This is a genomic window from Blastococcus sp. SYSU D00669 (assembly GCF_054050715.1).
The window spans coordinates 12,903-27,563 of the sequence record NZ_JBJGZV010000037.1 but is presented as its reverse complement, the minus strand read 5'-3'; the positions used below and the strand labels follow the sequence as shown (position 1 = coordinate 27,563).

The following is a 14,661-nucleotide window of genomic DNA, read 5'->3' as shown; positions in this document are numbered from 1 at the left end:
TCGTCGAACATGTGTTCGACGGATGCGGCAGACTGGCGGGGTGGACGCGAGCGTGCCGCCCGGGTGGCCGGAGGAGGTCCGTCCGCCGGGTGCTCCCGACTGGGAGCGCACGGCGGTGTCGTGGCTGTACGACCTCGTGCCGCCCGACTACCGGGCGCACGAGGTGCTGCGCCGCTACCCGGTGCTGCTGGCCCGCTTCGCCGGCGACCACGTGCGGGCCGGCCTGGAGGCCGCCCGCGAGGGCTGGCGCACGGTGCGCGTCGAGCTCGCCGACCACCTGCCCCCCGACGCGATCGAGGCGGCCGTCGCCGCGTACGAGCGCGAGGGCACCCGCCTGTCCGCGGCCGCGCGGGGTGTCGAGGTCGTCGCCGGCGCGCTGCGCGGGGAGCGCTGGGTCCCCCGGCTGTGAGGCGCGCGTGGGACGGAAGTCACCTGTGAGGAGGACGACGGTCCCGATCCCGCACGAACCGCCCCCACCGGGGCCCCGCTGGTCGTACCTTCCCGGGTCGTGCCTGCTCAGCGCGGGGTTCGCACCGCGAGGGCGGTCGCCGTCCTCGCGGTGCTGGCGGTCGCCGTCGGGCTGGCCGTGCTGCTGCCCCGCATCGCCGGGGCGAGCCCGGCCGGGCCGGTGTTCGACGGCGGCCCCGCCGTCCCGGACGACGCCCCGACGGTGGTCTTCGTCGGCGACTCCTGGACGGTCGGCCGCGGCGCCACCGACGACCAGGGCTACGCCGTGCGCACCGCGGCCGAGCTGGGCTGGCACGTGCGCGTCCTGGGTGCGGGCGGCAGCGGCTACAGCGTCCCGGGGCCGTACGACGCCGTCTTCGCCGAGCGGCTCGGGCTCGCCGTCGAGGGCGACCCCGCGCTGATCGTCGTCCAGGGCAGCCTCAACGAGCGGCGCAGCTCGCCCGGGGTGCTCGCCCCGGCGGCCCGCACCACCCTCGCGGCGCTGCGCGACCTGGCCGCCCCGGGCACCCGCGTCCTCGTCGTCGGGGCGGCCGACAACCCGGGCACCCCCGAGGCGACGATCGACTGGATCAACCGCGCGGTGCGCGCGGCGGCCGACGACGCCGGCCTGGCGTTCGTCGACCCCGCTGCCGAGGACTGGCTCGACCGCGACGACGCGCGGCTGTGGGCCGACACCATCCACCCGAGCGACCTCGGGCACCAGGTCTTCGCCGACCGGCTCGCCGCGTCGGTGCGCGGGCTGGTGGGCGCCTGAGCGCTCGGTCTGAGCGGTCGCCCGCCCGCGGCTACAGTGGATCGGCGGCCCGCTCCCCGGCCGCGCCGCCACCAGAGAGGACACCAGCCGCGCCGTGCCGCTCCTGCCGACGCTCCGGGGCCCCGAGGACCTCCGGGCGCTGCCCGCCGACCAGCTACCGGTGCTGGCGGCGGAGATCCGCGACGCGCTGGTCACCAGCGTCGCGAAGACGGGGGGGCACCTCGGCCCCAACCTCGGCGCGGTCGAGCTGACCATCGCGCTGCACCGGGTCTTCGACTCCCCGCGCGAGCCGATCGTCTTCGACACCGGCCACCAGGCCTACGTGCACAAGATGCTCACCGGCCGGGTCGAGGGCTTCGAGCGGCTGCGCCAGCGCGGCGGCCTCTCCGGCTACCCCTCCCGTGCCGAGAGCGAGCACGACTGGGTCGAGAACAGCCACGCCTCCACCGCGCTGTCCTACGCCGACGGCCTGGCCAAGGCCTTCTCCATCCGCGGCGACCGGCGGCCCGTGGTCGCCGTCGTCGGCGACGGCGCCCTCACCGGCGGCATGGCCTGGGAGGCGCTGAACAACATCGCCGCCGCGCAGGACCGGCCGGTGATCATCGTCGTCAACGACAACGGCCGCTCCTACTCGCCGACGATCGGCGGCGTCGCCGACGCGCTGGCCACCCTGCGGCTGCGGCCGGGCTACGAGCAGGCCCTGCTGCAGGTCCGCCAGGCGCTGCACAAGGCGCCGGTGGTCGGCTCGGCCCTCTACGACGCGCTGCACGCGATCAAGAAGGGCCTCAAGGACGTCCTCTCGCCGCAGGGCATGTTCGAGGACCTCGGGCTGAAGTACCTCGGACCGGTCGACGGCCACGACCTCGAGACGATGGAGTCGGCGCTGCGCCGCGCCCGCTCGTTCGGCCGCCCGGTGATCGTGCACGCCGTCACCACCAAGGGCTTCGGCTACCCGCCGGCCGAGACCGACCAGATCGACGCCTGGCACGCCACCGGCGTGTTCGACCCCGACAGCGGCGCCAGCGTCCGCAAGACCGGCCAGGCGTGGACCGACGCCTTCGCCGACGAGCTGGTGCGCATCGGCGCCGAGCGGCCCGACGTCGTCGCGATCACCGCGGCGATGCTGCACCCGACCGGCCTGGCGCCGTTCGCCGAGCGGTTCCCCGAGCGGACCTTCGACGTCGGCATCGCCGAGCAGCACGCGCTCACCTCGGCGGCCGGGCTGGCGATGGGCGGGCTGCACCCCGTCGTCGCCGTCTACTCGACCTTCCTCAACCGGGCGTTCGACCAGCTGCTGATGGACGTCGCGCTGCACCGGCAGCCGGTGACCGTCGTCCTGGACCGCGCCGGGGTCACCGGGGACGACGGCGCCTCGCACAACGGCATGTGGGACATGTCGGTCCTGTCCGTCGTCCCGGGGCTGCAGCTGGCCGCCCCGCGCGACGAGGCCACCCTGCGCGAGGCGCTGCGCGAGGCCGTCGAGGTGACCGACGGGCCGACCGTGCTGCGCTTCCCCAAGGGGTCGCTGCCGCCGGACATCCCCGCGCTGGACCGCCGCGGGCCGGTCGACGTGCTGCGCCGCGGCGCGCGGCCCGACGTGCTGCTGGTGGCCGTCGGCTCGATGGCGCCGACCTGCCTGGCCGCCGCCGAGCGGGCCGCCGACCACGGCATCGAGGTGACCATCGTCGACCCGCGCTGGGTCATCCCGGTGCCGTCGAAGCTGGTCGACCTTGCCGTCGGCCACCGCCTGGTGGTCACAGTCGAGGACTGCGGCCGGGCCGGCGGCATCGGCACCACGCTCACCCAGGCGCTGCAGGACCGGCAGATCGACGTCCCGGTGCGGTCGCTCGGGCTGCCGCAGCAGTTCTTCGAGCACGGCAGCCGCGGCCAGGTGCTCGCCGACGCCGGGCTCACCGAGCAGGACGTCGCCCGCCGCATCGCCGAGTGGACGGCGGTGCTCGCCGAGCGGGCCGAGCGCGCGCCCGGCGCCGTCCAGAGCGAGCCGTCGGTCGAGGGCCAGCAGTGACCGAGCCGACGGGGGAGTGGGTGATCGCGGAGATCCAGGTCGCCCCCTCCCCGCCCGGCACCCCGGACGACCCGCACGCCCACGTGGAGGCGGCGATCGAGGTGATCGCCGGCTCGGGGCTGCGGTACGAGGTCGGCGCGCTCGGCACGACGCTCGAGGGCGAGGCCGACCGGGTGTGGGACACCCTGCGCGCCGCCCACGAGGCGATGCTGCTGGCCGGCGCCAACGGCGGCCTCTCGCACGTCAAGATCGCGTCCGTCCAGCGCAGCATGGACAGCCTCACCGCCAAGTTCCGCTGACGCACCCGGCGACACGGCGCGGGTAGCGCCGGGCGCCGTCCTCCCGCACGGCGGAGGGTCCTCCCCCACGGCGCACCGTGGGGGAGGACCCTCCGGGATCAGGTCAGCTGGTCGTGGCCGCTCGAGCCGGCAGCGAGGCGACCCCGCGGGGGAGGAAGCGCGAGCCGGTGACGGCCTGGCTGACCCCGGTCCGGTCCAGGTAGGCGGAGATCCCGCCCAGCCAGAACGGCCAGCCGGCGCCGAGCAGCATGCACAGGTCGATGTCCTGCACCGCCTGCACGACGCCCTCGTCGAGCATCAGCCGGATCTCCTGGGCCAGCGCCCGCTCGGCCCGCACCCGCACCTCGTCCTCGGTCAGCGGGTCCGGGTGGGCGGGCGAGCCATGGCCGGTGCCGGCCAGGTCCGGGTCGACCACGCCGGGCTCGGAGTGGACGCTCGTCTTGCCCAGCTCGACCATGCGGCGCAGCCCCTCGCCGACCGCGAACCGGTCGGGGAAGACCTGGTGCATCCGCTCGGCCACGTGCAGCGCCACCGGCGGGCCGACCAGCGTGAGCAGCTCGAACGGCGTCATGGGCAGGCCCAGCGGGTCCAGCGCCCGGTCGGCCACGGCCACCGGCGTCCCCTGCTCCACGGCCGCTGTGATCTCGCCGAGGAACCGGGTGAGCAGCCGGTTGACCACGAACGCCGGGGCGTCGGCGACCAGCACGCAGGACTTCTTCAGCTGCCTGCCCACGGCGAAGGCCGTGGCCAGCGCGGCGTCGTCGGTCCGCTCGGCGCGCACGACCTCCAGCAGCGGCAGGACGGCGACCGGGTTGAAGAAGTGCAGCCCGACCACGCGCTCGGGGTGCTCCAGCTTCGAGGCCATCTCGGTCACCGACAGCGCCGAGGTGTTGGTGGCCAGCACGCACTCGGCGGAGACGACGGCCTCCACCTCGGCGAACACCTGCTGCTTGACCGACATCTCCTCGAACACGGCCTCGATGACGAGGTCGGCGTCGGCGAAGGCGGCCTTGTCCAGCGCGCCCGACACCAGGCCCTTGAGCCGGTTGAGCCGGTCGCTCGACAGCCGGCCGCGGGCGGCCAGCTCGTCCAGCTCGCCGTGCACGTAGGCCACGCCCTTGTCGACGCGGGCCTGGTCGATGTCGGTGAGGACGACGGGCACCTCGAGCCGCTGCACGAACAGCAGCCCCAGCTGCGAGGCCATCAGCCCGGCGCCGACCACGCCCACCTTCGTGACCTTGCGGGCCAGGCCCTCGTCCGGCGCGCCGGCCGGCCGCTTCGCCCGCTTGTCGACCAGCTCGAACGAGTACAGCCCGGCCCGCAGCTCGTCGCTCATGAGCAGGTCGGTCAGGGCGTCCTCCTCGGCGGAGGTGCCGGCGGTGAACGCCTCCCCGTCCACCCCGGACCGGGCCAGGTCGAGCAGCTCCACGGCGCGCCGCGCGCCCGGGGAGGCGTCGCGGGTGCGGGCCCGCACGATCTCCCGCGCGCGGCCGATCGCGTCGTCCCAGGCCGAGCGGTCGACGTCGGGACGCGCCACGGCGACGTCGCCGGACAGCACACCGGCCGCCCACTCCAGGGATCGCTCGAGGAAGTCGGCCGGCTCGAGGACGACGTCGGCGATGCCCAGCTTCGCCGCCCTCGGGCCGGGCGTCATCCTGTTCTGCGCCAGCGCGTTCTCGACGACCACGGTGACCGCCGGGTCGATGCCGATGAGGTTCGGCAGCAGCTGCGTGCCGCCCCAGCCGGGCACCAGGCCGAGGAAGACCTCGGGGAAGGCGACGACGGCGGTCGAGGCGATGGTGCGGTAGTGGCAGTGCAGCGCCAGCTCCAGGCCGCCGCCCATGGCGGCGCCGTTGACGAAGGCGAACGTCGGGACGGCCGAGTCCTTGAGCCGGCGGAACACCCGGTGCCCGGTCGAGGCGATCTCCCGCGCGTCGGCCGCCGAGGTGATCGCCGGGACGCCGGAGAGGTCGGCGCCCACGGCGAAGACGAACGGCTTGCCGGTGACGCCGACGGCCACCGGCGTCGGGGAGTGCGCCGCGACCTCGTCCAGCGCGGCGTCGAGCGCGGCGAGCCCGCCCGGGCCGAAGGTGGACGGCCGGGTGTGGTCGTGCCCGTTGTCCAGGGTGATCAGCGCGAGCTCGCCGGCCAGCCCGGGCACCCGCAGGTACCGGACGTGCGCGGCCGTCACGACCTCGTTCTCGAAGACGGCGGTCACGCGGCAGCAGCCCCTTCCCAGTTCGGGTTCTCCCAGATCACGGTGCCGCCCATGCCGAGCCCGATGCACATGGCGGTCAGGCCGTAGCGGACGCCGGGCCGCTCGGCGAACTGGCGGGACAGCTGGGTCATCAGCCGCACGCCCGAGGAGGCCAGCGGGTGGCCGACGGCGATCGCCCCGCCCCACGGGTTCACCCGCTCGTCGTCGTCGGCGATGCCGAAGTGGTCGAGGAAGGCGAGCACCTGGACGGCGAAGGCCTCGTTGAGCTCGAACAGACCGATGTCCTCGATGGACAGGCCGGTGCGGGCCAGCGCCTTCTCGGTGGAGGGCACCGGGCCCACGCCCATGACCTCGGGCTCGACGCCGGCGAAGCCGTAGCCGACCAGCCGCATGCCGATCGGCAGCCCCAGCTCGCGCGCGGTCTCCTCGTCGGCGAGCACGCAGGCGGTGGCGCCGTCGTTGAGGCCCGCCGCGTTGCCGGCGGTGACGTGCCCGTGCGGGCGGAACGGCGTCGTGAGGGTCGACAGGCCCTCGAGGGTGGTGCCCGGTCGCGGGGGCTCGTCGACGGTGGCGAGGCCCCAGCCGTTCTCGGCGGAGCGGGTCGCGACGGTCACCAGCTCGGGCCCGATCTGCCCGTTGGCGACGGCCTTGGCGTACTTCTGCTGGCTGGCCAGGGCGAACGCGTCGGCGCGCTCCTTGGTCAGGTGCGGGAAGCGGTCGTGCAGGTTCTCCGCGGTGGAGCCCATGACCAGCGCCGAGGGGTCGACCAGCTTCTCGCTGACGATCCGCGGGTTGGGGTCGACGCCCTCGCCCATCGGGTGCCGGCCCATGTGCTCGACGCCGCCGGCGATGGCGACGTCGTAGGCGCCGAAGGCGATGCCGCCGGCGGTCGTCGTCACGGCGGTCATCGCGCCGGCGCACATCCGGTCGATCGCGTAGCCGGGCACCGACCTCGGCAGCCCGGCGAGCAGCGCCGCCGTCCGCCCGATGGTCAGGCCCTGGTCGCCGATCTGCGTGGTCGCGGCGATGGCGACCTCGTCGATCCGGTCGGCCGGCAGCGCCGGGTTGCGGCGCAGCAGCTCGCGGATGCAGCGGACGACCAGGTCGTCGGCGCGCGTCTCGGCGTACAGGCCCTTGGGGCCGGCCTTGCCGAACGGGGTGCGGACGCCGTCGACGAAGACGACCTCGCGCAGGGAGCGGGACATGGGACCTCCGCAGCGGGGTGATTACCGGCCGGTAGCGACCGGCGCGGCTCAAGTTACCCGCTGGTAACCGCCGGGGCCCGGCACGGCACCCCGGAGGGCGGGGCGGCCCGCGCTCAGGCGGCGGTGACGGCCTCGGTCAGCAGGTCGCGGGTCAGCTCGACCTGCCACTCGCGGGCGCCGCCGGCCCGCAGCGCCTCGGCGACCACCTCGGCGGTGCGCGGCTCGGGCGGGGTCCACATCAGCCGCCGCACCAGGTCGGGGGAGAGCAGGTTCTCCACCGGCACGGAGTGCTCCTGCGACAGCTCCGCCAGCCCGGCGCGGGCGTGCTGCAGCCGCGCCGCGGCGGCGGCGTCGCGGTCGGCCCAGCGGTTCACCGGCGGCGGGCCGTCGCCCGGCCGGCTCTGCAGCGGCAGCTCCGCATCGGGCAGCGCGCGGCCGCGGGCGAGCGCGCCGAACCAGGTGCTCACCAGCTTGCGGTTGGCGCGGCCGCGGAACACCGGCAGCTCCAGCAGGGCCGCCTCGGTCTTCGGGTCGGCCTGGACGGCGGACACCATCGCGGCGTCGGGCAGCACCCGGCCGGGGGCGAGGTCGCGCCGGCGGGCCAGGTCGTCGCGGGCCTGCCACAGCGAGCGCAGCATGCCCAGCTGCCGGCGGTTGCGGAGCCCGTGCACGCCCGAGGTGCGCCGCCACGGGTCGGGCTTCGGCGCGGGCGGCCCGGACGCGAGGATCGCGTCGAACTCCTGCCGCGCCCACTCGGTCTTGCCCTGCTCCTCCAGCAGCGAGGCCAGCGCGTCGCGCAGCTCGATCAGCACCTCGACGTCGAGCGCGGCGTAGACCAGCCACTCCTCGGGCAGCGGCCGGGTGCTCCAGTCGGCGGCGGAGTGGCCCTTCTGCAGCGAGTACCCGAGCAGCGACTCCACGACCGCGCCGAGCCCGACGCGGGGCAGGCCGGCCAGCCGGGCCGCCAGCTCGGTGTCGAAGATGCGCCCGGGCACCAGCCCGATCTCGGCCAGGCACGGCAGGTCCTGGTTGGCCGCGTGCAGCACCCACTCCTCGCCGGCGATCGCCTCCTGGACCACCGACAGGTCCGGCAGGGGGACGGGGTCGACGAGCCCGGTGCCCGAGCCGGCGCGGCGGAGCTGCACGAGGTAGGCGCGCTGGCCGTAGCGGTAGCCCGACGCCCGCTCGGCGTCCACGGCGACCGGGCCGCTGCCGGCGCGCAGCGCCGCGGCGTAGTCCACCAGCTGGGTCGACGTCTCGATGACCGGCGGCAGGCCGTCCCGCGGGGCGAGCAGCGGAACGGCGGACGGCGCGTCCTCCTCGGGCGCCGGAGTGGCCTCGTCTCTCAGCGGCACGGTGCTCAGCGCTCGTCCACCTTCTCGCAGTCTCGATGCCGTGCAGCAGGCACGGCCGCCCTGCGATGTTAGGTGGTCTCGCCGCCCGGGCGGCCGGAGGGACCCAGCAGGTGCACTCCGGGCGGGGGCAGCCCGGCCGCGGTGCCCAGCACCTCGAGGAAGGCCGACAGGTGCCGGTCGAGCTGGCTGTTGTCCTCCGCCGTCCACGAGGCGCGGATCTCCACCTCGACGGAGTGCTCGGGGCCGGCCAGGTCGCCGAAGCGGGTCGAGGCGGTGCGGGTGACCGTGCCGCCCACGGCGTGGTGCCCGGCGCCGGCGTCGGCCAGGGCGTCGGTGAGCCAGCTCCACGCGACCTCGGAGAACATCGTGTCGTCGACGAGCGTCTCGTCGGTCACCGCGGAGACGTAGCCGACGCAGCGCGTGGTGCCGTCCCAGGCCTGGTGGCCGTTCGGGTCGAACAGCAGGATGAACCGGCCGCTGGCGACCTCGACCTCCTCGTCGCCGTCGGGCTCGAAGACCTGCGCGCCGAGGGCGTGGGCGAAGGGGGCCAGGCGCTGCGGCGCCGGGATCGTCTCGAGGACGATCTCCTCGCGGGGGGCGACCCTGGCCATGGCCTCGAGCGCAGCCCGGAACGCCGCGGGGGGCGCGCCGTCGGCCGCGTCCCCGCCGCCCGCCAGGCTGTGCGGCTCCACGCACGCAGGGTAGGGCGAGATCGGCCGTCGCGCGCCCGCCACGCCGCATCCGGCCAGCCCGCTTCCGTGCGTGATTCCCTGGTCGCAGAGGGTGTGCCGTTCTCCGTCTGGGAGACTCGGCGGTCGTGAACGCCGCACCCGACAGCGCCGCCGCTGCCGACTCCGCCCTCGTCCGCGCCGCCCGGGGGCTGCCGGTGGACCGCACGCCGGTCTGGTTCATGCGCCAGGCCGGCCGGTCGCTGCCCGAGTACCGGGCGCTGCGCGCCGGGACGGCGATGCTCGAGGCCTGCCAGGACCCCGACCTGGTCACCGAGATCACCCTGCAGCCGGTGCGGCGGCACGGCGTGGACGCGGCCATCCTCTTCTCCGACATCGTGCTGCCGCTGGTCGTCGCCGGCGTCGACATCGAGATCGAACCCGGCGTCGGCCCCGTGGTGGCCGCGCCGGTCCGCACGGTCGCCGACGTCGACGCCCTGCCGCCCCTCGAGCCCGAGCGGCTGGGCTTCCTGCAGACCGCCGTCCGCCGGCTGGTCGCCGAGCTGGGCGCGACGCCGCTGATCGGCTTCGCCGGGGCGCCGTTCACCCTGGCCACCTACCTGATCGAGGGCGGCCCGTCCAAGGAGCACGCCCGGACCAAGGCCTTCATGTACGCCGAGCCGGAGGCCTGGGGCCGGCTGCTCGACCGGTTGGCGATCTCCGCGGCCACCTTCCTGCGCGCCCAGGTCGACGCCGGCGCGAGCGCCGTCCAGCTCTTCGACAGCTGGGCCGGCGTGCTGTCGGCCGCCGACTACGCCGAGCGGGTGCTGCCGCACTCCCGCGCGGTGTTCGACGGGCTGGGGGAGCGGGACGTGCCGCGGATCCACTTCGGCGTCGGCACCGGCGAGCTGCTCCCGCTGATCGGCGACGCGGGGGCCGACGTCGTCGGCGTCGACTGGCGGGTGCCGCTCGACGAGGCCGCCCGCCGTGTCGGCCCCGCCTACTCGCTGCAGGGCAACCTCGATCCCGCGGTGCTGCTCGCCGACCGCGCGACCGTCGACCGCGAGGTGCGCCGGGTGGTCGAGCAGGGCCGCGCCGCCCGGGGGCACGTCTTCAACCTCGGCCACGGGGTGCTGCCGGAGACCGACCCCGACGTGCTCACCCACGTCGTCGAGCTGGTCCACGAGCTCTCGGCCCGATGAGCCGGCTGGTCGTCGTCGGGGCCGGCATCACCGGCCTGGCCGCCGCGTTCGAGTGGCGCCGCCGGCACCCGGACGACGGGATCGTCGTCCTCGAGGCCGGCCACCGGATCGGCGGCAAGCTGCACCGCGTCGAGCTGGCCGGGCACTGGTACGACACCGGGCCCGAGGCCCTGCTGGCGCGGGTGCCCGAGGCGGTCGCGCTGGTCGAGGCGCTCGGCCTGGGCGACCAGCTGGTGGCGCCGGCGACCACGCAGGCCGCCGTCGTCCTGCCCGACGGGCGGCACCCGCTGCCGGCCGGCACGGTGCTGGGCGTGCCGGCGTCGGCCGACGGTCTCGACGGGCTGCTCTCCCCGGACGGCGTCGCGCGGGTGCGCGCCGAGGCCGAGCTGCCGCCGCCGGCGTTCGACGGCGACGTGGGCGTGGGCGTGCTGCTGCGGGAGCGGCTCGGCGACGAGGTGGTCGACCGCCTGGTCGAGCCGCTGCTCGGCGGGGTCTACGCCGGCCGGGCCGACGAGCTCTCGCTCGCCGCGACCATGCCGGCGCTCGCCGCGCAGCTGCCGGGGGCGAGGTCGGTGCTGGCCGCCGCGGCGGCCGCGCGGGACGCCGGCACCCGCAGCCGGGGGGACGACGACGGACCGGTGTTCACCACCGTGCGCGAGGGCCTCGGCGCGCTGCCGGCCGCGCTGGTCGCCGCCGCCCGCGCCGAGGTGCGGCTGGGCACGCCCGCGCACCGCCTGCGCCGCACGGCCGGCGGCTTCGAGCTCTCGGTCGGGCCGGCCGCCCGGCCGGAGACGCTGACCGCCGACGCCGTCCTCGTGACGGCGCCCGCGCCCAAGGCGGCCCGCCTGCTCGCCGACGTCGTCCCGGCCGCGGTCGAGCCGCTGACCGGCATCCCGTACGCCTCGATGGCCGTGGTCGCGATGGCGTTCCCGGTGCAGCCGGTCGCCGCCGGCTCCGGGCTGCTCGTGCCGCCGGTGGCCGGCCGGCTGGTCAAGGGCGTCACCGTCTCCTCGGCCAAGTGGCCGCACCTCGCGGGGGAGCACCTGCTGGTCCGCGCCTCGGTCGGCCGGTTCCGCGACGAGTCGGAGCTGCAGCGGGGGGACGACGAGCTGACCGCCGCCGTCGTCGCCGACGTGGCCGACCTGCTGGACCTGGAGCGCCCCGAGCCGGTGGCCACGCACCTGACGCGGTGGGGCGGCGGGCTGCCGCAGTACCTGGTCGGCCACCAGGACCGGGTGGACGCGGTCCGGGCCGCGGTCAGCGAGGTCCCGCGGCTGGCGATCGCGGGCGCGGCCTTCCGCGGTGTCGGCGTCCCCGCCTGCATCCGCGACGCCCACCACGCGCTGGACGCGCTCGGGTAGGTGGCCGACGCCACGGGAGGGCGCGGGCATGCCGGGACGGGTGCCGGCGTTGCGCTCGGGGTGAACCACCAGCACCACCTCCACGACAAGAAGAACCTGATCCCCGACCGCCCCGTCCGCTGCCTCCGGCACAGCGTCTGGATGGCCGTCTGCGACGACTGCCGCGCCGCGCACTCCGCCCAGGTCAGCGGCCGGACCGAGGAGCGGACCGCGACGGCCCGCTGACGACCGCCGTCGCGATCTCCGTGCGGTTGGCCAGCCCGAGCTTGGCCAGGATGTTCCGCACGTGGCTCTCCACCGTCCGCTCGGAGAGCACCAGCCGATCGGCGATCTGCCGGTTGGTCAGGGCCTCGGCGACGAGCGCGGCGATCTCCCGCTCCCGCTCGGTGAGCGGGTCCGCCGCGCGCGCGGCCCGGCCCGCCCGTTCCACCAGCGCCGCAGCCTGCCGCTCGGGCCCCGGCATGCCGAGCCGCCGCGCCTCCGCCAGCGCCGACCGGGCCAGCTCCCCGGCCGGCGCCAGGTCGGCGGCCCGGCCCCGCGCCAGCAGCGCACCCGCGAGCCCGACCCGGTCGTTCACCGCGGCCGGGCGGGCACCCGTGCGGGTGTCCACCGCCAGCGCCTCCTCGAAGTGCGCCACCGCCGCGTCCCACTCGCCCCGGACGACGGCCAGCCGGCCCAGCAGCACCGCCACCGACCCGCAGCAGTAGACGCCGGCACCGCTCGCGGCGACCCGCTGCAGCCCGGCGACGATCGGGGTCAGGTCGCCCGCCGCGGCCGCGTCGCCGAACGCCTCCACCAGCGGCACCAGCGTCTCCGCGACCCCTGCGGACTCCACGAAGTCGGGTTCGACCATCCGCGGGCGCAGCTGGGCGTACCGCGCCGCGGCCTCGTCGCGCAGCCCGCCGACCAGCGCGGTCACCGCCCTGCTCGCCTGCACGATCGGCACGTCGTCGGCCAGCTGCAGCAGCCGCACCGGGTTGGCGTCGAGGTCCATCTGCACACCGGTGACCAGGGAGTGCTGGTACAGGAACGCCCCCGACATGCCGGCCGCCGAGATGTCCTGCGCCAGCTCCTCCTCGCCGACGACCCGGGCCTCCTCGTTGAGGGCGAGCGCCTCGTCGAACCGGCCGTACAGCGCGGCCACCGACGCCCGCAGCCGCAGGTCGTGCCACCGGACCAGAGGCAGCCGGGTGCGCCGCGCCAGCGCGCTGACGCGGGCCAGCTCGTCCTCCGCGGTGGCGGTGTCGCCGGCCTCGAGCGCCGCGTCGATCCGCCACTTCGCGCCCCACAGCTCGACCAGCGGCTGGCCCGCCGTCCCGGCGTGCTCGATCGCCAGCAGCCCGAGCCGCATCCGCTCCTCGCGGGGCAGCGCGGCCGGGCTGGCCTTCATCCGCGCCCGCACGGCGTCGAGCACCGCCTCCGGGTCCCCGGTCCCCTCGGCGAGGGCCAGCGCCTCGGCCGACCGCGCCGCGGCGGCGGCCAGCCGCCCCGCGTCGGCCAGCACCGACGCCGACTGGGCGAGCAGCCGGGTCCGCAGCGCGGCGGGCAGCGCCGGGTCGGCCAGCGCCCGCTCGCACATCCGCAGGACGGCGGGTGGGAAGCCGGGCGCGGCGATGTCGTGCACGGTCAGCGCGGCCGGCGCGTGCAGGTCGGTCCGCCCGCAGGCGGCCGCCAGGTCGGAGGCGGCGGTGGCGTGCTCCAGCGCCTCGCCGGACCGGCCGGCCCGGAACTCCGCCGTCGCCAGCTCCAGCAGCAGCTCGGCCCGCTCGCCGGGCTCGACGCCGGCCCGGTCGGCGGCGTCCAGCGCCGTCTCGAGGAACCGCGCCGACTCCTCGAACGCCAGCGAGCGGGTCGCGGCGACCGCCGCGCGGCGCGCCCACGCCGCCGCCCGGCGCAGGGTGGCGGGCTCCGCGGCCGCGCGCAGCCAGTGCCCGGCGACGACGCCGGCACCGGTGTCGTCGTCCCCGGCGAACCGCTCCAGCGCCTCGGCGGCCCGGCGGTGCAGCTCCTCGCGCGTGCTGGGGGAGAGGTCGGCGTGGATGGCGTCGCGGACGACGGCGTGGGCGAAGCGCCGCCGGCCCGGCGCGTCCGGCACGGCGGTCAGCACGCCCGCCCGCACGGCGGCGTCCAGCCCGGCGCGCACCTCGCCGGGCGGGCGCCCGGTCACCGCGGCCAGCCGGTCGGCGTCCACCTCCTCGCCCAGGACGGCCGCGGTGTCGAGCAGGTCCAGCGCGGCCGGCGGCAGGGCGGTCAGCGTCGTCCGCACCAGGTGCCGCAGCTCGGTGCCGCCGTCGCCGTCCCCCGTGGCGGGTGCGCGGGCGACCGCGCGCAGGTACAGCGGGTTGCCGCCGCTGCGCCGGTGCGCGGCGGCGACCGCGTCGGCCGTCGCCCCGGGCAGGAAGGCCCGGACGTCGTCCTCGGTCAGCGGGGCCAGGGGCAGCGAGCCGGTGGACGGCCAGCGCAGCAGGTCCGGCAGCGCAGCGTCCAGCCGCTCGGCGACCGGGCCGGCCGGGTCGCGGTAGGTGCCGACGACGAGCAGCCGCGAGCCGTGCAGCTCGCCGGCGAGGTGGCGCAGCAGCCGCAGCGACGTCTCGTCGGCCCAGTGCAGGTCCTCCAGCACGACGACCAGCCCGTCCGGCTCGGCCGCGTCGAGCAGCGCTTCCGTGGTGGTGGCGACCAGCGCGAAGCGGGCGGCCTCCAGGTCGGCAGCGCCGTCCACCCCCGCGAGCGCCTCGGCGACCGCCGCCCGGACGGCGGGCAGGGTGCGCATCACCCGCCGCCACGGCCACAGCGGAGGTGCGCCGGGGTCGTCGACGCACCGGCCCCAGGCGACGGCCGGCGCGGTGGCGGTCGCCTCCTCCACGGTCCGGGTCTTGCCGATGCCCGCGGGCCCCGAGAGCAGCAGCAGGCCGCCCCGGCCCCCGGCGGCCGCGGCGATGCGCTCCGTGAGCTCGTCCAGCTCGGCGGTGCGTCCGACGAACACGGCGCGCAGTATCCCGGGCCCGCGGTGCCCTGAGTACCGCGTTTCAGTGCCCGGGTCCCGTGGTTCCACGGATGTCCCCGGTCTCCCGGCGCCGGATCGTTCTCCGCGCCGGGTCCGGAACC

Annotated in this window: 12 protein-coding genes; 7 read left to right on the top strand and 5 right to left on the bottom strand. The window is 76.7% G+C overall.

Annotation, left to right across the window (positions count from 1 at the left end; all coding sequences use genetic code 11):
* The first annotated feature begins 40 nt into the window (after positions 1-40).
* The 4 genes from ACI8AF_RS21535 to ACI8AF_RS21520 all read left to right on the top strand — a co-directional run bounded on the left by ACI8AF_RS21535 (position 41) and on the right by ACI8AF_RS21520 (position 3,547).
* Positions 41-409 (top strand): hypothetical protein, encoded by a 369-nt coding sequence (locus tag ACI8AF_RS21535; protein ID WP_456541802.1) that lies wholly within the window; start codon positions 41-43, stop codon positions 407-409.
* A gap of 99 nt (positions 410-508) precedes the next feature.
* Positions 509-1,222 (top strand): SGNH/GDSL hydrolase family protein, encoded by a 714-nt coding sequence (locus ACI8AF_RS21530; RefSeq protein ID WP_456541801.1) that lies wholly within the window; start codon positions 509-511, stop codon positions 1,220-1,222.
* A gap of 94 nt (positions 1,223-1,316) precedes the next feature.
* A complete protein-coding gene (dxs, locus tag ACI8AF_RS21525) occupies positions 1,317-3,248 on the top strand; it encodes a 1-deoxy-D-xylulose-5-phosphate synthase (RefSeq protein WP_456541800.1) in 1,932 nt (643 codons plus the stop codon).
* Complete coding sequence (locus tag ACI8AF_RS21520) at positions 3,245-3,547, top strand: thiamine-binding protein (RefSeq protein WP_456541799.1); 303 nt, start codon at positions 3,245-3,247, stop codon at positions 3,545-3,547. Before dxs ends, ACI8AF_RS21520 begins: the two co-directional genes overlap by 4 nt.
* 103 nt (positions 3,548-3,650) lie before the next feature.
* Here the strand turns inward: ACI8AF_RS21520 and ACI8AF_RS21515 are convergent, their stop codons facing one another.
* The 4 genes from ACI8AF_RS21515 to ACI8AF_RS21500 form a co-directional block, all read right to left on the bottom strand.
* Positions 3,651-5,765: a 3-hydroxyacyl-CoA dehydrogenase NAD-binding domain-containing protein gene (locus tag ACI8AF_RS21515; RefSeq protein WP_456541798.1), complete on the bottom strand. Its 2,115-nt coding sequence runs from the start codon at positions 5,763-5,765 to the stop codon at positions 3,651-3,653.
* Positions 5,762-6,970: a thiolase family protein gene (locus ACI8AF_RS21510; RefSeq protein WP_456541797.1), complete on the bottom strand. Its 1,209-nt coding sequence runs from the start codon at positions 6,968-6,970 to the stop codon at positions 5,762-5,764. The genes ACI8AF_RS21515 and ACI8AF_RS21510 overlap by 4 nt, the downstream gene beginning before the upstream one ends.
* A gap of 113 nt (positions 6,971-7,083) precedes the next feature.
* On the bottom strand, positions 7,084-8,325 hold the full coding sequence (locus tag ACI8AF_RS21505) for an HRDC domain-containing protein (RefSeq protein WP_456541796.1): 1,242 nt from the start codon (positions 8,323-8,325) through the stop codon (positions 7,084-7,086).
* Positions 8,326-8,393: 68 nt separating this feature from the next.
* A complete protein-coding gene (locus tag ACI8AF_RS21500; RefSeq protein WP_456541795.1) occupies positions 8,394-9,017 on the bottom strand; it encodes a DUF3000 domain-containing protein in 624 nt (207 codons plus the stop codon).
* A 125-nt stretch (positions 9,018-9,142) separates the two neighbouring features.
* Between ACI8AF_RS21500 and hemE the strand changes: the two genes are divergently transcribed.
* From hemE to ACI8AF_RS21485, 3 genes are read left to right on the top strand one after another with little or no spacing between them, the layout of a single operon-like run.
* Entirely contained in the window at positions 9,143-10,195 is a 1,053-nt protein-coding gene (gene hemE, locus ACI8AF_RS21495; RefSeq protein ID WP_456541794.1) for a uroporphyrinogen decarboxylase, read from the top strand.
* The gene (gene hemG, locus ACI8AF_RS21490; protein WP_456541793.1) at positions 10,192-11,556 is read left to right on the top strand and encodes a protoporphyrinogen oxidase; all 1,365 of its coding nucleotides are present in this window, start codon (positions 10,192-10,194) and stop codon (positions 11,554-11,556) included. The genes hemE and hemG overlap by 4 nt, the downstream gene beginning before the upstream one ends.
* Positions 11,557-11,616: 60 nt before the next feature.
* Positions 11,617-11,781 carry a hypothetical protein gene (locus ACI8AF_RS21485; protein ID WP_456541792.1) on the top strand — a complete coding sequence of 55 codons (165 nt, stop codon included), beginning with the start codon at positions 11,617-11,619 and terminating at the stop codon, positions 11,779-11,781.
* On the opposite strand, the gene ACI8AF_RS21480 is transcribed toward ACI8AF_RS21485, so the two are convergent.
* The gene (locus ACI8AF_RS21480; protein WP_456541791.1) at positions 11,741-14,539 is read right to left on the bottom strand and encodes an ATP-binding protein; all 2,799 of its coding nucleotides are present in this window, start codon (positions 14,537-14,539) and stop codon (positions 11,741-11,743) included. The two genes, ACI8AF_RS21485 and ACI8AF_RS21480, sit on opposite strands and share 41 nt — an antisense overlap.
* Between the last annotated feature and the right edge of the window lie 122 nt (positions 14,540-14,661).

Bases quoted from the DNA above. Each gene is read 5' to 3' on its own strand.
- ACI8AF_RS21510 (WP_456541797.1), bottom strand. From the start codon at position 6,970: ATGTCCCGCTCCCTGCGCGAGGTCGTCTTCGTCGACGGCGTCCGCACC.
- hemG (WP_456541793.1), top strand. From the start codon at position 10,192: ATGAGCCGGCTGGTCGTCGTCGGGGCCGGCATCACCGGCCTGGCCGCC.